We start from the raw sequence: 20,510 nt of genomic DNA on the forward strand, positions 1-20,510 counted from the left end.
CCGGGGGATTTATGATCATTTCATTGCATGTATGTAATAACGTAATACTTTTTCTATTTCTATTTTCAATCCTCGGAACGGGAACCCTAATTCATTAGCTTTTCCATTATGTAATGTACAATTAGTCAATTCATTATAAGGTGCTACATGATCTCCTACTTCTTGAATGAGTGATTTTATTCCCGTATTCTCTTCTATAAAATGAATAATTTCCCGAGTAGAAACTACCCCGTTGCTACAAGCATTAATTGGCCCTTCTATGTCTTTCATCCCACACCAAGCTAAAAATTCCCCGGCTTCTTCTTCATGTATAAACGACAATTTTCCATCTAGATGATTCACTGCGACAGGTTCTTCTCTCACAATATGTTCAACGTAAAATTGTAACCTTTTCGTATAATCGTTTTCTCCAATAACAACTGGAAAACGAACTGCAACAACTGGAAATGTTGCTTGTTGAAATACAACTGCTTCGGCTAACCTCTTTCCTTCACCATAATTGAAGTCATTCCTATCTCCATACGCAATTGCATACTCGTACGGATCGAAGTCCTCTTCTGATAAACTTAGTGCTGGTTCATAGACAGCCATTGAAGATGTCATAACGTATTTTGTCGTTTTCCCTCGTAACACTTCACATATTATCTTCGCTGCGTTCGAGCTATAGCATAAATTATCGTATACAATATCATAACTTTTATCTGCTAGACGCTCTGCTAGTTGTTTTTCATCTTCTCTATCTACAATAAGTCTTTTTACTCTACTCCCAAAAGAATCTTCCGTAATTCCTCTCGTCGCAATCGTTACATCGTGCCCATCTTGCAAAAGTGCTTCTACTAAATGTTTACCAAAAAATCTTGTTCCCCCTAGCACCAATACTTTTTTCAACTTTATCATCCCCATTTCGATAAATTGTAAAATACTACCTCTCTATTATAAATGCTAACATATAAAAAGCATGGAACTCGTTTAACGATTCCATGCTTTTCTACAAAAAATATATTAACGTACTCGATATTTATAAATACAATAACAGAAGTATAAAATAGAAATTACAGATACATAAACCCATAATTCATATACGAATCCCTCTCCCCATACTCCCATAAAATAAAAGAGTGAAGGTAACGTCAATGTTACCCATGATTGTACGAAGGCAATCCTTCCAAGATATTGATTGATGTTCTTTTTTTGTGTATTTAATACAAAGAATAAATACCAAAGTAATGCCCACATAAACCACGTTAACGCATTCACAACATCGTGGAATTGAACAAATGAAACAACCATATAGAATAAAGCAATAATTGCTACCCAAATGCAGAACCACCCTAAACCGCTACTGTCCATTCCTTTTATAAAAGTAACACCTACATATAAATAGGTTAATCCGAATAAGAAAGTAGCTGCATATGAATATACCGTCCAATTACTTTGATCAGAAATCATGATTAAATAGAACGGAATAATAATTTGTAGTGCACCCACAAATAAATTAAAAACACCTGCACTTTTCATCTCTGCTTTTCCTAATATAACAAGACTATTTAAAAATAAAGCTGCACCCGAAAGTAATAATCCTACGTAACCCATATGTATTCGTGTGAAATTCTTTCCCTTTCACACTTTTAACCTCCCCACAATATAAAGTGATTCTTTATTATTTTTCTTCCTATTTCAAACTACATACATAATTTTTAATCTAAATAGGTCAGACTTCCTACCTTGAAGAACGCCAACTTTAAAACGCTTTCAATCATAAATAACCCTATCAGAACATTAATAAGATTCCTTGATTATAAACGTACTCTAACCATGACACAAGTATTGATGTTATTTTAAACATTACGTTTTTTATTTCTATAAAAATTAATAGGATAATGCACTTTTTCTATCTTATTCTACTAATTTCTAACATGGAATATTATAAAATGAGCTAGTCAGTAATACATTCATCTTTATAAGATAATCGTATACTGACCTAAACTTTCATAGTCAATATTGATAGTTTCTCATCCCTAATAATTGCTATTTATCATAAATATCATTCGGATTAATTGTAGGAATAAATCCATTTATAGAACTATATTTTTTAGATACGGTATTTGGAGTAACGGTAAACGTTACAATCTTATTACTTTGTTGTTTAAAATAGCGCATCCAATTTTGACTCCATTCATCTTTCGTAATAACTTGTTTATTGAAGTCCTCCCACAATACACCATGTATAAAATTCAAGGATGTATTTTTGATTGTGTCAAATCCCCAATTCTGTATAAGAAGCAAATCAGAATCAACACCTTTTATTTCTTTTAATAAATTTACATATGCTTCGCGAAATTTCCCTTGTGTAACTGGCTGATCATAAAAATAGTCATCAATATCACCAGCGGTATCTAAAAACACACCGTCTATTCCTTTTCCAATAACTTGCTGTTTCACTTTATTTACAACAATCCGCCGGTAATGTTCATCAGCTAAATTCATAATATATGTATCCCACTGCTCAATCTTCATTTTCTTACCGTCTCGATAATAATAGTCTGATTCAACTACTTGCGATTTATGCCACGATTCTAATTCTAAAACACTAACATACCCAAGGACTACTGTTCCGGATTTTTTTAATTGCTGAACTTGCTCTTTCGTAAATGCATATGGCTCTATAATGACCATGTCATACTTTGAAAGTCCCTCAATTACTTGCTCATTTGCTTCACCATAATAAATTTTATAACTTCGTACATTTTTTAAAACTGGTTCCACGACATTTGCTTGGGCGGATGTACTTGAGGAAAAAATAAAAGAAAATATAGCTAAAAAGTACATGGAACGTTTCCACTCCATAATAATATTACCCCCTATAAAACTGTAATTTTTTATCATTTTATATATTAATACAAGTATAGTAATACAATAACATTTTACATTTTTTCAAGCTCGATATTTAATAAAAAATCCCAATAAATACAATACATTAACAAAAATTAGAATTTATTTCACTTGAATTTACTACATCTCTGTTGATAAAATGATTTGGGCTTTATATATTTTAAAATAATTCTTTTAAATTATGTATTTTATTTCAGTTTACTATTCCTCAAAATTAAATTTGCAAACGAAAGAAGGGATTTTTTATGCACTATAGACAATCTAATTTATTACAAAAAATGATTGAACCTACGATTCTCTTTATTGCTCTATTTTTTCTCTCAATACTAACTGATTTTCTAACACCAACGTATGAATACTTCTTACTCTTATTTATTACATTAATTATTTCTAGCCGGTATGGCATATCTATCGCCCTTTTCACCTTTCTAGAAGCAATGATTTATATTTTTATAAGCGGTATATATAAAGAAGATGATATATTACTGTACTTTTATTCATTAGATTACTGGATTAATTGGATTTTCTTACTTGTTATTAGTTTATGTTGTGGACTAATGAGTACTGCACAAAAAGAACGGTATGAAGATGTACATATGATAAATAATGAGCTAAAATCCGAAAATAAAGAATTAAAATATGTTGTGAAACAATTGGATGAAACACGTATTACACTACGTTCTCGTGTACTTGAATCAAATAATCACTTATCTAAAATGTATCATATGTTTAAAGCTTTAAATCATACACATCCTGAAATTGTACTCGATGAAGGAATAAATGTATTAAAAATGTATTTCGGAGCAAAAAAAATTGGTATCTATCACGTCGATAACAATAAACAATCACTTCGTATTAAATTAAGAGCAGAAACTGGTAAAAATACCTTACCTCAATCCATTTTTGTTAAAAATGCTTCGCTAGTCATCAAAAACGCTCTAGCGCATAATCGACCTTTTTTCCGTACAGAAGAGGATTTTCAAGACGCTCCACTTTTAGTTGGTCCCGTCCTATTCCAAGATGATGTACAATACGTCATTATATTAGACGAAATTGAATTTTCAAAAGTAACTTCTGAGCAATTCGAACTTTTCACATGGTATTTGCGCTGGATGGGTGATCGTTTACAAAACGCTTCTAATCTTTGGCTATCAAGTCAAGAGGATCGTACATTCCCTAAAACGAGTATTTATTATGAAGATGAATTTGAACATTTACTAAAAATAGAAAAGAAACGGTACGAAACATTATCTTATCCATATTCCTATTTTGAATTTACTGTTCCACAAGATTCCTTAGAAATGATAAATTCTATTTTAAAAGATCATTTGCGTGATATTGATATATTCGGTTATAGTACGACCAAACAAAAAGTTATGATCCTATTACCTGGCACTGAAGAAAAGTTTTTATTACCAGTCCAAACTCGTATACAAAACGCTCTTTCTTCTAAAGGAGTGGTATTCTAATGATTTTACTCCTTCTTTACTTTATTTATGCTATTTTGGTTTTTCTTTTATTTCGATTTACGAAAGGTTTGATTACTGAAGATAAGAAAGGAATTATTGAATTTTGCTTGATTATCTCTCTTCTTTTCCCGCTTGTCGGACTTATTGTATCAGCAATCATGTTATTACTGAATATAAGACGCTCCAAGACCGAGTGGTTACAGCAATACTCTGATTATGTTTCCTTTCAAGTTGATCATTATGAAGATATTTTGGCATCAGCAAAACAAGATATGGACCTAATTTCATTTTCTTCTGGATTAGAACTAGATAAGCCTGAATTACATAAACAACTCATTGTGCAGTTAAGCTCCTCCTCTATTTCCAATGAAGGAGGCTTATTGAAAGAAGCCATTCACCATAAAGATCCTGAAACTGTACATTACGCAGCAACTACTATTAATTTACTAAATGAACGGTACGAAAAACAGATCGAATACTTAAATAAGCAATTTCTACAAAATCCACAAAATGAAATTGCAAAAGAGTTAGTTTCTAACTATTTAAGATATATAGACAGTGGTCTTCTTTCTAATCAGCAAAAGGAAAAAATAATCGCCGAATTTATGAATTTTATTACACAAAGTGTAGAACTATTCCCTACCGAACCTCTTTATCCTTTCCACCTTGGAAATCTGTTTCTACATTCAAAACAATATGCAAAGTCTGAAGAACAATTTTTAAATCTTATTCATTTCTATCCTGAATCATATTACGGTTACGTTGGGCTACTTGAAATATATTATGAGCAAAAGTTATGGGACGAGCTCTATAAATTAATCAATAATCTAGTAGCTGCAAAAAGAGTTCATATACTACCGCGTAAATATCAATTATTTGTAAGGCAGTTTGGAGGCGCACACATTGAAAAAGGGGATTAATATATATATCGGAATTGTTAGTATCATTTTATTTCTCTTAATTATATCTATCCTTATATATCGAACAGAAAATTTCTATCAAAAGTTTTCTGTTCCTAAAACTAAAGAAACAGATACTGTTAAAACACTCAAAGCAAAAGATGTAGCCCAAAATGGACAAAAAATGCAATTATACGTTTTAAAAACGGATAATACATTAGGGCAACAAGTCGAATTTAATACGAAAAAGGCAATGGATTACGCACACCTACACTATAAAGATATTACAGCTAATGAAATTAAGGGACTTACTCCCTCTCCCTATACAGGGATTATTATTACAGGTGAAATAATGGCGCAACTTCCACAAGCTGATATTCAAAATTTTGTAAAAATGGGCGGAAGGATTATTATCGCAAACCGACTTGATTCAGATCCTTCCTGGAACACATTATTTGGTATTACAAAAAAAGAAGGCTTCAAAGATGTAAAAGGATTAACCTTTGAAGAAGTTTTATTCCCTGGTTATCCTGATCTCTCAAGTTCTTCTCCATTGTTCACTCATAGCTCAATGAATATTACGCTAGATGAGAATACAACTAATACTTGGATTACTGCAGAAGATACTCCCATCCTTTGGACCAATGACTACGGTGAAGGAAAAGTCTTATATTGGAATACAACAGCATTGAACGATAAATTAGGTAGAGGTATGTTCGTTCAATCACTGGGTACTATTTTCCCGACTTTCGCTACAGTACAACTTGGAGCGGAGATTATGTATATCGATGACTTCCCATCTCCAATTCCAAGTGGAGAACTAAAAAACTTAACAACAGAAAAAATTTCTGTTGAAGAATTTTATAAAAAACATTGGTGGAAAAATATGAAGGATATCTCTGAAGAGCTTGATATTAAATATACAGGGGTTGCAATTGGGACATACCAAAATAAAGTAACGCCACCTTTTGAAAATTTCACAGGTAAAAATAGAAATACCTATTTATTATTTGGGAGAGAATTATTAAGTCACGGTGGAGAAATCGGTATTCATGGCTATAACCATCAACCTTTATTATTACCACCAGACCCAGTAGATAAAGCACTTGAATATGTTCCGTGGAATTCAAAAGAGGACATGGAGAGATCCTTAGATGCTTTACAAAAACTCGTGTATAACTTCTTTCCAAACGAAAAACTAAAAACCTATGTACCACCATCCAATATTATAAATACAACTGGATTAAGTGCATTAAACGACGCGGTTCCAACTATGGAAACAGTTGCCTCTCTATATGTGGGAAGTAAAAGTAACGGTAGTTTAATTCAAGAATTTGGACCAGACGAGCACAACAAAAATATTTATCACTTCCCGCGTATTACGAGTGGCTACGCTATCCCAGATGAAGAACAATTTATTTTAGCTGATGTTACCGCAAATTTAGGGGTTATCTCACATTTCGTCCATCCAGATGATATCCTTGATGAAAAACGTTCGGGTAATTTAACATGGGAAGAATTATTTAAAGCTTATAAAACGACAATTAAAGAAATACGAGAAAGATATCCTTATATAAAAAGTATGACACAAAGTGAAGCAACTGCTTCCATGAAAATTTATCAAACTGGTGATTTAGCTGTTTCTTATGAAGATGATGCTGTTCACATTGCATATAAAGGATTACCAAACCACACTGCAACAATTATACGTGTGGAAGAAGGGAAAAAATTGAAAACCGGTTCATTCCCATACGGCACAGTTACAAAGCTAGATTCACAAATTTATAGCGTTATATTAAAACAAGCTAACGCTACAATTCCAATTAAAGGGGTATAGCAGATGAGAATAGGTTTAGTCGTTGAAGGAAGTTATCCTTTTGTCAGTGGCGGAGTAGCAAGTTGGGTACAAATGATTATCCAACAATTTAAAGAACATGAATTCACCATTTTTGCGATCGTACCGCAAATAAAAACAGAAGAGGAATATCAATATGAAATTCCTAACAATGTAAAAGATATCATTATGATTCCCTTACAATCAGAAAGTGACTCAAACCATATAAAAACCAATTTAACGACTGATGAAGTACAAACACTTCAAAAATGGTTTACATTCCAAGCTAACGACACAGAAGCATTACAAATATTAGGGAACAAGCAAAAGCTAGGAACACTACATTCCTTCTTCGAAAGTCGTGAATTTTATGAAATAGTGAAAGAAAGCTATTTGTATGAAGAAAGTAGTGGTTCTTTCTTAAATTACTTTTGGATGTGGAGATCTATGTTCACACCAATCATTCAAATTTTACAAATTGATTTTCCTGAATTAGATCTTATCCATTCTGTATCTACAGGCTATGGTGGGCTTCTTGGAGCTGCAATTAGTGCCAAATCTGACATACCATTTATTCTAACAGAGCATGGTATTTATTCTCGGGAACGCGAAGAGGAAATACTCCAATCAACTTGGATACCAATCGAATACAAAAAAAGATGGGTTTCTTTCTTCCATCATTTATCTCACCAAGCATATGAACAAGCTGCTGATGTGATTACGTTATTCGGACGGAATAGTGCATATCAAAAAGAACTAGGAGCTCCGGCCCATAAACTAAAAATTGTTCCAAATGGTGTTACTTTATCTGACTATAAGGGGCTACGTAAGCCAAAACATAATTCAGATAAACTCATTATTTCTGCTATTATACGAGTTGTGCCAATTAAAGATGTAAAAACAATGATTTATGCAGCTAAATTATTATTAGAAAAAGATATTCCGTTTATCTTCTACTTATTAGGTCCTGATACAGAAGAACCAGAGTATGCCCAAGAATGTCGTGATTTAATTCAGCAACTTGGATTAAAAGAACATGTAATAATGACTGGCAGAGTAAACATTAAAGATTACTTAAAACAAACGGATATTCTCGTATTAACCAGCATATCTGAAGGACAACCACTAGCTATGTTAGAAGGAATGGCATCGGGATTACCATGGGTTGTTACAGACGTTGGTTCTTGTAAGGAGTTAATTTATGGACAAGATGAAGATCCTTACGGCCAATGTGGCTTTGTTGTACCACCTGTATCTCCTGAACAAGTTGCCACCCACTTAGAATGGTATTATCGCCACCCTGAATCCATTCAACAATTCGGAAACAATGGGCGTAATCGTATTGAAGCATATTATCAATTATCAGGTGTTGTTGATAGTTATCGTAAGCTTTATTTAGAAAGGGGTGCAAAAACATGGCAGGTATAGGATTTCGATTACAAAAATTATTTCAGGAAGACTACTATTCTTCCAGGGTAAAAGCTTATGGATTTTCGTTATTTGTTACAGCTGGTCCTTGGTTAGTCGTTATTTTAGCAGTAACAACTATTCGATTCATTTTGAGTTTATTTCATTCTATTTCAATTGAAGAACAGCGCCTTTTCACTATTTCAATTTCATATTGCTTTATTTTTTCTCAAATTATTTACGGAGCATTGCAGCTCATTGTAACTAGATATGTAGCTGACCTTTTATACGAACAAAAAGCTGATAAAGTATTTTCTTCATTTTTAGGAATGACAAAGATCACACTTTTTTTAGCTATTATGTTATGGCTTTTATTTGCATTTTTCACACCATTAGCTTTATATTATAAAATCGTGATGCTATTTTTATTTTTAGCTTTAAATATCATCTGGATTCAGTCCATTTATTTAACAGCAGCTAAAGATTATCAATCAATTGCACTGGCATTTTTAATCGGATCCATTTTTTCCCTATTAGGAATTATCCTAGTAGCTTACTGGCACCCTACACTTGGGTTAGAACATGGATCTGCCCTATTGCTTTTAATTTCTTTTACACTCGGTACTTTCATTACACTAGTATGGTTAAGTATCGTTATTGTAAGAATGTTTCCAAATAGTGATGCTACTGAACAATTTACCTTTCTGTCTTATTTAGATAAATATCCAGAATTATTTTGGTCAAGCCTCTTTTACAATGTGGGTATTTGGGTATGTAATTTTGTTATTTGGTTTGGAGACGGTCGGGGAAATATTGAAAACACATTTATTTATCATCAAATTTATGATACTTCTGTTTTCTGGGCGTATTTAAGTATTATCCCAACCTATATTTTCTTTGTAGTATCCATTGAAACCAGGTTTTATGAAAGATATAAAAAGTTCTTCGGTTCAGTAAACAATGGCGGAACATTACATACGCTTTTACAATTGAAGGATTCCATGAACTTTGTCTTAAAGCAGGAAATGGAACGTATACTTCGTAATCAAGGTATTTTTTCCTTACTTATTATTTTTATAATATGGATGTTTAGTTCGCAATCTGGAAACATAACACTTAATTACTCTATTCTGCAACTAACTATAGTTGGTGCTTATGCAAATGGAATGGTACTCGTTATTACATTACTACTCCTATACTTTGAGGATCGTAAAGGGGCATTTCGAACATCAGCTATTTTCTTTTTTGCAAACTTGTTATTAAGCCTTATCCTGCTTCCATTTGGATTCAATGGTTACGGCATTAGTTTCGCAGTTGGATCCTCTATTACATTCCTATATGCTATTTCTAGGCTCTTTACTTACATTAAAGATATTGATTATTATACATTTTGCCAGTCAAATATTCCTATAAAACAGCGGACTTTTTTTACCAAATTAGCTAATAAACTTAACGGAAAATAAATACAAAAATGACCTTTGCTTATGCAAAGGTCATTTTTGTATTTACATATTAAACTTCCAAATAGCCATTTTTATTATTTGATTGCCATCTCCAAGAATCTGCACACATTTCTTCTAATCCACGTTTTGCTTCCCATCCTAGTTCACGTTTTGCCTTTGATGCATCTGCAAAACATATTGCCACATCACCAGGACGACGCTCTGTAATTTTATAAGGAACTTTCTTTCCTGAAACCCTTTCAAATGCCTCAACCATCTCAAGTACACTATACCCTGTACCTGTGCCCAGATTATAAGCATCTACTCCTGTTGTATTCAGTACTTTCTCTAGCGCTTTTACGTGACCTTTTGCTAAGTCTACAACATGTATGTAGTCACGGATGCCTGTTCCATCTTTCGTTGGGTAGTCATTTCCAAATACACTTAATTCTTTTAGCTTACCTACTGCCACTTGTGTGACATATGGCATTAAGTTATTTGGAATTCCATTTGGATCCTCTCCAATACGTCCACTTTCATGTGCACCAAATGGGTTGAAATAGCGAAGTAACGCGATACTCCATTCTCTATCTGCAAATGCTACATCACGCATAATTTGCTCAATCATTAATTTCGTTTGACCATATGGATTTGTTGCACTTAATGGAAACTCCTCTGTAATCGGTGACGTTTCCGGGATACCATATACAGTTGCGGATGAACTAAAAATCATCTTCTTTACATTATGTTTCTGCATTACTTCACATAGCACTAAAGTGCTCGTAATGTTGTTATGATAATATGTTAATGGAATTGCTACTGATTCCCCTACAGCTTTAAATCCTGCAAAGTGAATAACTGCTTCGATTGCATTTTCTTCAAAAATTGCGTCAAGTGCTTCTTGATTTAAAACATCTTCTTTATAAAACTTAAATTGTTTTCCTGTTATTTCTTTCACTCGATTTATAGATTCTACCGAGCTATTCGAAAGATTATCAACTACTATAATTTCGTAACCGCTATTTAGTAATTCTACACATGTATGACTACCAATATACCCTGCTCCACCTGTTACAAGTATTGCCATAATTATAGTCCTCCATATTTCATTCATTATAAACTTCTCAAAGTATATCACATATTTCTTATCCTATGTTTAATATGCGAACACAGAAACTTACATTTTATCCCATAATAATTTTATAACATATACGATTCCAATCAAGTAATAAGAAAAACGCCACATAATTTTTGTTATGTGGCGTTTTTCTTATTAAATTACGTAACAATATACACTTAGAAAATGTGCAAGACTACCTAATAATACAAAAACGTGAAAAATTTCATGATGTCCCATATATTTAAACTCTAGCCATTTTGGCTTTGTTCCATAAATAAATCCACCAATTGTATAAAAAATGCCCCCAAGTACTAAGAAAACAATGCCTCCTGTACTTAAATTCTCAGCTAAAGGCGCAAAGAATAAAACAATTAACCAACCCATCGTAATATAAATTGCTGTCGATAACCATCTTGGACAATTAAACCAAAACATTTTAAACACAATGCCACAAATCGCAGTTGCATAGACTAAACAAAATAATAGCAAACCACTTGCTGAATTTAATGTAATTAAGCAAAAGGGTGCATATGTACCTGCAATTAATATAAAAATCATAGAATGATCTAGCTTCCTAAAGAAGTAAATAACACGTTCATTGGCCACAACACTATGATATACAGCTGATGCCGTATAAAGGACCATCATTCCAATCCCAAACAAAATAACAGCTGTAATTGCAGCAAATGATGGCATCTTGATAGAAACTTTCACAAGCATAGCTAATAAGGCAATAAATGATAATATCGCTCCACCTAAGTGAGTAAATGCATTAACTGGTTCCCTTACATAAGCATTCATAATAACACCCCCATATAATTACATGTAGTTTCAATAACTACATGTAATTATATACACATTTCTTTTTAAGGTCAACATTTACAATTTATTTGTTTCGTAATACCATATTTAAGGATGTATTAGACATTAAGTTCCACTAAGTTATAAAAGTGAGGGATTCTACGTGGAAAATATAAATGAATTACTTGAGACATTGCATTTAGAAAAAAATATTAAACTTGAGGATATTCCAAATGTTGACTTATATGTAGATCAAGTTGTCCAACTATTTGAGAATACTTATGCAGATACAACGAGAACTGATGATGAAAAAGTATTAACAAAAACGATGATTAATAATTACGCAAAAGGGAAACTATTCATCCCTATCAAAAATAAAAAATATTCAAAAGAGCATATGATTTTAATTAGCCTAATTTATCAATTAAAAGGTGCTCTTTCCATTAACGACATAAAAAGTTCATTAGAAACTATAAATGACTCCTTATTAAATGATGATTCATTCGAATTAAATACGTTATACAAAAATTATCTTGCTCTTACTGAAAGCAATGTCGAAAGCTTTAAACAAGACGTAAATAACCGTGTTACAGAAGTAAATGAGATTTCTTCCTTAGAAGACACAAAGCTAGAAAAATTTCTACTACTAACATCCTTCGTGACTATGAGTAATATGTATAGACGTTTAGCGGAGCAACTAGTGGATGATTTAAAAGAATCATAAATAAAAAACTATCCACCTATTAAAGTGGATAGTTTTTATTTACTTAATTGCTTCATGAACTTTTAGTTGTTTCCCTTTAATCGTTGTAGTCTTCATGACTTTCAAGACAAGTGGTCCTTTTCCATTTAATATTTCGACGTAAGAAACATTATCTTGTATCGTAATAATACCTATATCTTCTGCTGTAACACCTTTAATTTTAGCAATTGTACCGACGAAATCTACCGCCCTAATTTTCTTTTTCTTCCCGCCATTAAAGTACAGCTTCATAATGCCTTTGTTGATGTCTGCATTTTTATCTTTCTTTATAATTGGTTTAGCATGTATCTTTTCTTCAAATGCAGCTTTCCCTTTCATAACTTCTTCTTTTGAAGGTCCAATTGCCTTTGGAATTTCAAAGCCAATATACTCCTCAATCTCTTCTAAAAATCTATTTTCATATGGTGTTATAAATGTAATAGCTTTTCCACTATTTCCAGCTCGTCCCGTTCTTCCAGTACGATGTACATAGCTTTCTTTTTCAAGTGGAATATCATAATTAATAACATGTGTAATATTATCAATATCAATTCCTCTCGCAGCTACGTCTGTTGCTACTAAATAACGGAATTTTCCTTTTCTAAAATCATCCATGACTTCAAAACGATCTTCTTGTACCATACCACCATGTATTTTGTCACAAGGATAGTTAGCTCGTTTTAATTGTCTATATACATGATCTACATTTTCTTGTGTACGGCAGAAAATAATACAGCTATCAGGATTCTCAATCGTTGTTACATCTTTAAGTAGTGAAAGCTTCTCGTCTTCTATCGCCTCAAAAAGGGTATGTTCAATTTTATCCGTCGTAATCCCAGCCGCTTTAATTTCAATATGAGTTGGTGCATTCATATATGTACGTGATAACCTTTCAACATCTTCCGGTAAAGTTGCTGAAAATAGCATTGTCATTCTATTTGTAGGTAATTCATCAATAATTGCCTCTACTTGATCGATAAAGCCCATGTTTAGCATTTCGTCCGCTTCATCAATCACTAAATATTTTAATCGCTCTAAAGAAAGGGTCCCTTTTTCAATATGATCCAATACACGCCCTGGAGTCCCTACTACAATATGCGTCTTTTGCTTTAACTCTAATTTTTGACGTGCAAATGGGGACTTACCATAAATTGCGGCGGCTTTAATTCTTTTGAATCGCCCTATATTTGTAATATCTTCTTTCACCTGTACCGCAAGCTCTCTCGTTGGTGTTAAAACTAATGCTTGTGGTTTATTCTCTTCCCACTCCACCATCTCACAAAGTGGAATACCAAATGAAGCTGTTTTTCCACTTCCCGTCTGGGACTTCACAACAAGATCCTTCTTTTGTAATGCGACTGGAATAACCTCACCTTGTACTTCTGTTGGATGATCATACCCTAACCCCGTAAGTGCCCTTACAATTTCTTTACTTAATTTATACTCAAAAAACCCTTTTTTACTCATATATTAACCTCATTTTATTCTGTATTATTTTCTTTTTTATCTTTTGTATACGTTACTATCGCCCTACTTATTATACTTGAAACCTCACATAAAAAGATGGATTATGCCAGATTCATCTTTTTACATAGAAATAAACCTTAGCATTTCATATATTGTTCAACTACTTGATAACATCTTTTGCTCGTATTGTTAGCATTAACCTTTTCATAGAATCCTACATCCACTCCAAAAAATAAAAAGAATACATACACCCTTGTATAATTATCTTAATTTTTCAACCCTTTTTATAAACGAACAATACAAACAAAAAAACGTTTTAAATTCGTTTTTAACGTTGTTTTTTAGATATAAAATCTACTTTTAAAAAAAACGTTAAGAAATCCTTTGACTTTTTAATGAAAACAATGTAAATTATCATATGGACGAACATTTTTGATTAATAAAAATAAAATATTCGTATTTTAGGGGTGTAAATGATGGAAAACGTATTCGACTATGAAGATATTCAATTAATTCCTGCAAAATGTATTGTGAACAGCCGCTCTGAATGTGATACAACTGTCACTTTAGGTAAACATAAATTTAAATTACCTGTCGTACCTGCAAATATGCAAACGATTATTGATGAAAGAATTGCAACTTATTTAGCTGAAAATAATTACTTCTATATCATGCATCGTTTCCAACCAGAGAAACGAATCTCATTCATTAGAGATATGCAATCACGTGGATTAATCGCTTCTATTAGCGTTGGTGTAAAAGCGGACGAGTATGAATTCGTACAACAGTTAGCTGCTGAACACCTTACACCTGAATACATCACGATTGATATCGCGCATGGACATTCTAATGCTGTAATCAACATGATTCAACATATTAAAAAGCATTTACCAGAAAGCTTCGTTATCGCTGGAAACGTTGGAACTCCAGAAGCGGTAAGAGAATTAGAAAACGCTGGTGCTGACGCAACAAAAGTTGGTATTGGACCTGGTAAAGTTTGTATTACTAAAATTAAAACAGGCTTTGGAACTGGTGGTTGGCAACTAGCTGCACTTCGCTGGTGTGCAAAAGCTGCAAGTAAACCAATTATCGCTGACGGTGGTATTCGTACACATGGCGACGTAGCTAAATCTATTCGATTTGGGGCGACTATGGTTATGATCGGTTCTCTATTCGCTGGTCATGAAGAGTCTCCAGGGGAAACAATCGAAAAAGACGGCAAACTTTATAAAGAGTACTTCGGTTCAGCTTCTGAATTCCAAAAAGGTGAGAAGAAAAACGTTGAAGGTAAGAAAATGTTCGTTGAGCATAAAGGTTCTTTAGAAGACACTTTAATCGAAATGGAACAAGATCTTCAATCTTCTATCTCTTACGCTGGTGGAACAAAATTAGACTCTATTCGTACTGTGGATTATGTAGTCGTGAAAAACTCTATTTTCAACGGTGATAAAGTATATTAATTTTTAAATTTAACTCGAAGGACAAGCAGTTTTATGCTTGTCCTTCTTTTTCATATATAGAAATGTAAAATATTTTCATTTTACTGAATTTTCTAGTATTATGTTTTTAAATACTTATAATAAGGGGGATATAGCAAATGAAAAAAACTATTGAGAAACGTCATATTCGTGCAGACGTTCCTACTGAATTAACATGGGACCTCTCTGATTTATACGAATCTGATAAAGAGTGGGAAACTGCATTACGTGTATTAACAGATGATATAAAAAAACTTGATGCGTTTAAAGGTCAATTACACACTAGTCCCACGACCTTATTACATTGCCTACTTTTAGAAGAAGAGCTTTTAATGAAGTTAACAAAATTATACTCCTACGCAAATTTAAAAGAATCTACCGACCGTACAAACCCAGTTGTTCAAGCGAACTCTTCCAAAATTTCCGCTTTATGGACGAAAGTACATACGGCGCTATCCTTTATTCATAATGAAATTCTCTCATTAGAAGAAGGAACAATTGAAAAATATTTAACTCAAGAAACAAAACTTGAACCTTTCCGTAAATCATTACTAGACATATTACAAAAAAGGCAGCACACGCTCTCTCCTGAAACTGAAGAAGCACTTGCTGCACTTGGTGAAGTACATAGTTCTCCATACAAAATTTACGGCATGACTAAATTAGCCGATATGGATTTTAATTCCATACAAGACGAACAAGGAAACGAACTCCCTGTCTCATTTGCATTATTTGAAAGTAAATATGAGTTTTCTCCAAGCGTAGACATACGCAGAAAGGCATACTCATCATTTGTATCCACCTTGAAGCGATATAAGAATACCGTGGCAACAACATATGCTACCGAGGTAAAAAAACAAGTAACACTCTCTCGTTTACGCAAATTTGAATCTGTTACTCATATGCTTTTAGAACCTCAAAAAGTTCCACTTGAAATGTATAACAATCAACTCGATATTATTTATAAAGAATTAGCACCTCATATGCGCCGTTTTGCAGATTTAAAAAAGAAAGTATTGGGACTCGATCAAATGCTGTTCTGTGACTTACATGCACCTTTAGATCCCGAATTTAATCCAGCAATTACTTACGAAGAAGCAGGAAAACTCATTCAAGAATCTTTACAAGTACTTGGCGATGAATATAGTGCCATTATCGAAAAAGGATTCAAAGAAAGATGGGTCGACCTTGCAGATAACGTAGGCAAATCAACTGGAGCATTTTGTTCAAGTCCATATGGTTCTCATCCGTACATTTTAATTACATGGCAAAATACGATGCGTGGCTGCTTCACATTAGCTCATGAATTTGGGCATGCTGGTCATTTTTATTTAGCAAATAAAAACCAACGTATTATGAATGTACGTCCATCTATGTACTTCGTTGAAGCACCATCTACAATGAATGAATTACTATTAGCCCAGCATTTATTAGCGACGAATGACGATAAGAGAATGCGCAGATGGGTAATCCTGCAACTACTTGGCACATATTATCACAACTTTGTTACTCACTTACTTGAGGGAGAATATCAAAGAAGAGTATACAGCCTAGCAGAAGAAGGTGGAGCACTTACAGCTACAACTTTAACTGAAATAAAAGCAAATGTACTTTCAACATTCTGGGGAGACTCCGTAGAAATTGATGAAGGTGCTGGCTTAACCTGGATGCGTCAACCTCATTATTATATGGGCTTATATTCTTACACGTATTCCGCAGGCCTCACTGCATCTACTGCAGTAGCTCAAATGATTAAAGAAGAAGGACAACCTGCCGTTGATCGCTGGTTAGATGTACTTCGCGCTGGTGGTACGATGAAACCACTTGAATTAATGAAACATGCCGGAGTCGATATGTCAAAGCCAGACGCAATCCGCAGGGCTGTTTCTTACGTTGGTTCCTTAATTGATGAATTAGAGCGCTCTTATCAAGAATAAAAAATAAGCCCTCGCTTTATGAGGGCTTATTTCATATTTACTTTCCAAATCTTTTACGGTATCCACATTTTCTACATAGCTCTTCGACTGCCACTCTTCTCGAAAATCCATCAACAATGTTTGTTGCTCTTTCGCCTTCTATAATGTTAGAAAATGAATCATTATTAATATTTCCAAGGTTAATAATCCCTTCACCATCTAAACAACAAGGAATAACCGTTCCGTTCGCTAAAATACCTGCTTGATTTCGAAGCCCGTGACAGAATCCTTTTCCATCATCCTCTTCTTCATGTAATGCTGGCCACTGGAATTCATAGTCTTGATTAATAAAGACACGCTCCGCAATTTTTATACCTTTTCCTGGTGTAAGCTTCTCTTCAATTTGATAAGATAGATCAAACTCATTTTCAATGATGGATAATAACTCTCTATTCTTCTGAATTTCAGCATTCGTTTTATTATCCTGCGTTAAATTCCATAATCTTAGTGAAACAATTAAATCTGATTGACTTGTCGCCTCTCTAATGAAGGAAAGTATACTTCTTACATACCCCTCTTTATCTTGTGAACCTGGGTGCCCATCAAAACTATGCAGTGAAAAATTCATTTGTCTTAAAGCAGGCTTATTTAACAATCTATGCCTTCTCTTATTAATTAACGTTCCGTTCGTTGTAATATTAACTTTAAACCCTTTTTCATGGCTTAAATCTAACAATTGATCTATTTTTGGATGCAGCAACGGCTCACCCTTCACGTGCAAATAAATGTAGTCTGTGTGTGGTTTAATTTGGTCTAACCTTTTTGCAAAATCCTCCACAGAAATGAATTGCTTCTGTCTTTCCGTCGGCGGACAAAAGCTGCACGCAAGATTACATACACTCGTAATCTCCAAGTAAAATTTCTTAAACTTCTTCACCTTTAACTCCTCACTTCTATGACTACTTATACTTTTTCCTCTTCATATTACAGCATACTTTTTTAGAAATAGAAACATACTTATTTTAGGAAATATAGAAAACGGCCACATCTGTAGCCGTTTGAATGTACTATTACTATTTATGATACGGTTCCCCACGATTAATACGAAATGCTCTATACACTTGCTCAAGCAATACTAATCGCATTAATTGGTGTGGTAGTGTCATCTTTGAAAAAGAAAGAGATTCATTTGAACGTTTCATTACTTCTGAACTTAGTCCAAGTGATCCACCAATTACAAAGGCAACTTTACTCTTCCCATATGTAGCAAGACGATCTAAGCTTACTGCAAATTCTTCTGATGATTTTTGCTTTCCTTCTATCGCTAACGCAATGACATGCGTATCATCAGAAATTTTATCTAGTATACGTATACCTTCTTTTTCTTTTACAATTAACATTTCTGCTTCACTTAAATTTTCTGGTGCCTTTTCATCTGGCAATTCAATTACTTCTACTTTTGCGTATGCAGATAATCGTTTTAAGTATTCTGCTATACCTTGTTTTAAATATTTTTCTTTTAATTTCCCAATTGAAATAATCGAGATATTCACACGTATTCCCCACCTTACAAACATGTTATCCACATAACTTATCCACATATCCACAATTGTTACCCACATATTGTGTGAGAATCTGTGTTCGATACAACATATGTCGCCTCATTTTGACAAAATTCACATGTTTTTTTCTCTTTTTCTGAGTTATCCACATTGTTAATAACCGGTGGCACTTCACACTCATCCACAATAATATCTAAAGCTAATTCAACATGTTCTAAACAACAAGGTAAGTTCATATTCTTCACCTCACTTTTCTACAATAGAAAACAGGAGGTAGGCCCTCCTGTTTTTAATACTTTTGAATGCCTAGTTTAACCGTTGTTGTTGCTCGTTTTGTACCACGATAAAACGTAAGAGTCATTTTATCATTAATTTTTTTATCATATAAGGCCGTACGGAATCCGATAATATCGCGAACTGGTTTCCCATCTACTGCTACAATCACATCGTGTTCTCGCAAACCAGCATCTGTACCTGGCGAAGGACTTTTCACATCTAAAATGCAAACTCCCTCTGTTACATTGCCTGGTAAATGCAATGTTTTTGACCAATAGTAGTTTGGAATTTCATTTAATGATCTCAGTTCAATTCCAACATACGGTCTTCTTACTTTTCCGTACTTCTCTAATTCATTCATAATTGGAACAGCTCTAGTAACAGGAATAGCTAGCCCAATTCCTTCTACTTCTTTTGCCGCAATTTTCATTGAGTTAATACCAATTAATTGACCCGCTGCATTTACAAGCGCACCACCACTATTACCCGGATTAATTGCTGCGTCTGTTTGCAACACTTCTACTTGCCAATCATAATGTCCATCTTGATCTAAATCTACAGGGACAATACGCTCATTAGCTGAAATAATACCTTGTGTGACAGTTCCAGAAAATTGGAGCCCGAGTGGGTTTCCAATCGCAATGACTGGTTCTCCTCTACGAACAGTATTAGAATCGCCAATCTCAATTACTTTTTTCACATGCTTTGCATCTATCTCTAGTACAGCCAAATCTGTGACTACATCGGTTCCTAATACCTTTCCTGGAACCTTCTTACCGTCACTTAAACTTACTTCAATACGATTTGCTCCAGCAACAACATGATTATTCGTTACAATATAAGCTTGACCATCTGTCTTCTTATAAATTACACCTGATCCCGTACCTGCTTCTGAATCTGCCTCTGAAAAATTATCTCGTTGAATATTAATAACTCCAACAACAGCTTCAGACGCACGATCAACAGCATCCACAAAACTAATCTGTTTAATGCCTTGAGCTTCCGCCATATTACTTCCACTTGCTTCAGCTTGCGGAAACGCGTCCGTATCATTTGAAAATAAAGGAGCTCCAAATGCAAATAACGAAGCTCCTACAATTGTTCCTGCTATGCTAGAAATAACAATACCTTTATGCTTCTTTTTCCTTGCACGTTTCATACGATAATTTTCTCCATCAATAAAGGACATATTTGTTCACCCATCT

18 protein-coding genes are annotated in these 20,510 nt (G+C 33.7%); 8 read left to right on the forward strand and 10 right to left on the reverse strand.

Going from position 1 to position 20,510, the window contains the following annotated elements; all coding sequences use genetic code 11:
- Positions 1-15: 15 nt before the first annotated feature.
- The 3 genes from PDK19_RS09560 to PDK19_RS09570 form a co-directional block, all read right to left on the reverse strand.
- Positions 16-897, reverse strand: a complete 882-nt coding sequence (locus PDK19_RS09560; RefSeq protein WP_014893392.1) for an NAD-dependent epimerase/dehydratase family protein — start codon at positions 895-897, stop codon at positions 16-18.
- A gap of 105 nt (positions 898-1,002) precedes the next feature.
- Positions 1,003-1,593: an AmiS/UreI family transporter gene (locus PDK19_RS09565; RefSeq protein WP_000542569.1), complete on the reverse strand. Its 591-nt coding sequence runs from the start codon at positions 1,591-1,593 to the stop codon at positions 1,003-1,005.
- A 435-nt stretch (positions 1,594-2,028) separates the two neighbouring features.
- Positions 2,029-2,847, reverse strand: coding sequence for a putative glycoside hydrolase (locus PDK19_RS09570; RefSeq protein ID WP_000455000.1), 819 nt, complete (start codon positions 2,845-2,847; stop codon positions 2,029-2,031).
- Positions 2,848-3,137: 290 nt separating this feature from the next.
- Between PDK19_RS09570 and PDK19_RS09575 the strand changes: the two genes are divergently transcribed.
- From PDK19_RS09575 to pelG, 5 genes are read left to right on the forward strand one after another with little or no spacing between them, the layout of a single operon-like run.
- The gene (locus PDK19_RS09575; RefSeq protein WP_049114177.1) at positions 3,138-4,361 is read left to right on the forward strand and encodes a nucleoside-diphosphate sugar epimerase; all 1,224 of its coding nucleotides are present in this window, start codon (positions 3,138-3,140) and stop codon (positions 4,359-4,361) included.
- Positions 4,361-5,281 carry a tetratricopeptide repeat protein gene (locus PDK19_RS09580; RefSeq protein WP_049114175.1) on the forward strand — a complete coding sequence of 307 codons (921 nt, stop codon included), beginning with the start codon at positions 4,361-4,363 and terminating at the stop codon, positions 5,279-5,281. The genes PDK19_RS09575 and PDK19_RS09580 overlap by 1 nt, the downstream gene beginning before the upstream one ends.
- The gene (locus PDK19_RS09585; protein WP_049114173.1) at positions 5,265-7,097 is read left to right on the forward strand and encodes a DUF2194 domain-containing protein; all 1,833 of its coding nucleotides are present in this window, start codon (positions 5,265-5,267) and stop codon (positions 7,095-7,097) included. Before PDK19_RS09580 ends, PDK19_RS09585 begins: the two co-directional genes overlap by 17 nt.
- 3 nt (positions 7,098-7,100) lie before the next feature.
- Positions 7,101-8,522, forward strand: coding sequence for a GT4 family glycosyltransferase PelF (gene pelF, locus PDK19_RS09590; RefSeq protein WP_049114171.1), 1,422 nt, complete (start codon positions 7,101-7,103; stop codon positions 8,520-8,522).
- Positions 8,510-9,964 (forward strand): exopolysaccharide Pel transporter PelG, encoded by a 1,455-nt coding sequence (pelG, locus tag PDK19_RS09595; protein ID WP_014893388.1) that lies wholly within the window; start codon positions 8,510-8,512, stop codon positions 9,962-9,964. Before pelF ends, pelG begins: the two co-directional genes overlap by 13 nt.
- 49 nt (positions 9,965-10,013) lie before the next feature.
- Here pelG and galE read toward each other — a convergent pair whose 3' ends face one another.
- Positions 10,014-11,030: a UDP-glucose 4-epimerase GalE gene (gene galE / locus PDK19_RS09600; protein WP_000996533.1), complete on the reverse strand. Its 1,017-nt coding sequence runs from the start codon at positions 11,028-11,030 to the stop codon at positions 10,014-10,016.
- Positions 11,031-11,216: 186 nt separating this feature from the next.
- Positions 11,217-11,864: a PAQR family membrane homeostasis protein TrhA gene (gene trhA, locus PDK19_RS09605; protein WP_000995364.1), complete on the reverse strand. Its 648-nt coding sequence runs from the start codon at positions 11,862-11,864 to the stop codon at positions 11,217-11,219.
- A gap of 163 nt (positions 11,865-12,027) precedes the next feature.
- Between trhA and PDK19_RS09610 the strand changes: the two genes are divergently transcribed.
- Positions 12,028-12,588 (forward strand): DUF1836 domain-containing protein, encoded by a 561-nt coding sequence (locus PDK19_RS09610; protein ID WP_000427879.1) that lies wholly within the window; start codon positions 12,028-12,030, stop codon positions 12,586-12,588.
- 39 nt (positions 12,589-12,627) lie between these two features.
- Here the strand turns inward: PDK19_RS09610 and dbpA are convergent, their stop codons facing one another.
- Positions 12,628-14,073 carry an ATP-dependent RNA helicase DbpA gene (gene dbpA, locus PDK19_RS09615; RefSeq protein WP_000037423.1) on the reverse strand — a complete coding sequence of 482 codons (1,446 nt, stop codon included), beginning with the start codon at positions 14,071-14,073 and terminating at the stop codon, positions 12,628-12,630.
- Positions 14,074-14,549: 476 nt separating this feature from the next.
- On the opposite strand from dbpA, the gene guaC reads away from it, so the two are divergent.
- Together guaC and pepF are read left to right on the forward strand one after the other, a co-directional pair.
- Entirely contained in the window at positions 14,550-15,533 is a 984-nt protein-coding gene (gene guaC / locus PDK19_RS09620) for a GMP reductase (protein ID WP_000432432.1), read from the forward strand.
- Between the two features lie 137 nt (positions 15,534-15,670).
- Positions 15,671-17,488 carry an oligoendopeptidase F gene (pepF, locus tag PDK19_RS09625; RefSeq protein WP_000750877.1) on the forward strand — a complete coding sequence of 606 codons (1,818 nt, stop codon included), beginning with the start codon at positions 15,671-15,673 and terminating at the stop codon, positions 17,486-17,488.
- A 37-nt stretch (positions 17,489-17,525) separates the two neighbouring features.
- On the opposite strand, the gene PDK19_RS09630 is transcribed toward pepF, so the two are convergent.
- The 4 genes from PDK19_RS09630 to PDK19_RS09645 form a co-directional block, all read right to left on the reverse strand.
- Positions 17,526-18,404: a radical SAM/SPASM domain-containing protein gene (locus PDK19_RS09630; RefSeq protein ID WP_000713634.1), complete on the reverse strand. Its 879-nt coding sequence runs from the start codon at positions 18,402-18,404 to the stop codon at positions 17,526-17,528.
- Positions 18,405-18,540: 136 nt separating this feature from the next.
- On the reverse strand, positions 18,541-19,020 hold the full coding sequence (rlmH, locus tag PDK19_RS09635) for a 23S rRNA (pseudouridine(1915)-N(3))-methyltransferase RlmH (protein ID WP_001027003.1): 480 nt from the start codon (positions 19,018-19,020) through the stop codon (positions 18,541-18,543).
- Positions 19,021-19,079: 59 nt separating this feature from the next.
- Complete coding sequence (locus PDK19_RS09640) at positions 19,080-19,265, reverse strand: CxxH/CxxC protein (protein WP_001052835.1); 186 nt, start codon at positions 19,263-19,265, stop codon at positions 19,080-19,082.
- Between the two features lie 53 nt (positions 19,266-19,318).
- On the reverse strand, positions 19,319-20,494 hold the full coding sequence (locus PDK19_RS09645) for a S1C family serine protease (protein WP_000008058.1): 1,176 nt from the start codon (positions 20,492-20,494) through the stop codon (positions 19,319-19,321).
- Between the last annotated feature and the right edge of the window lie 16 nt (positions 20,495-20,510).

It is taken from the genome of Bacillus cereus group sp. BcHK124 (assembly GCF_027712065.1).
GTDB lineage: Bacteria > Bacillota > Bacilli > Bacillales > Bacillaceae_G > Bacillus_A > Bacillus_A pacificus.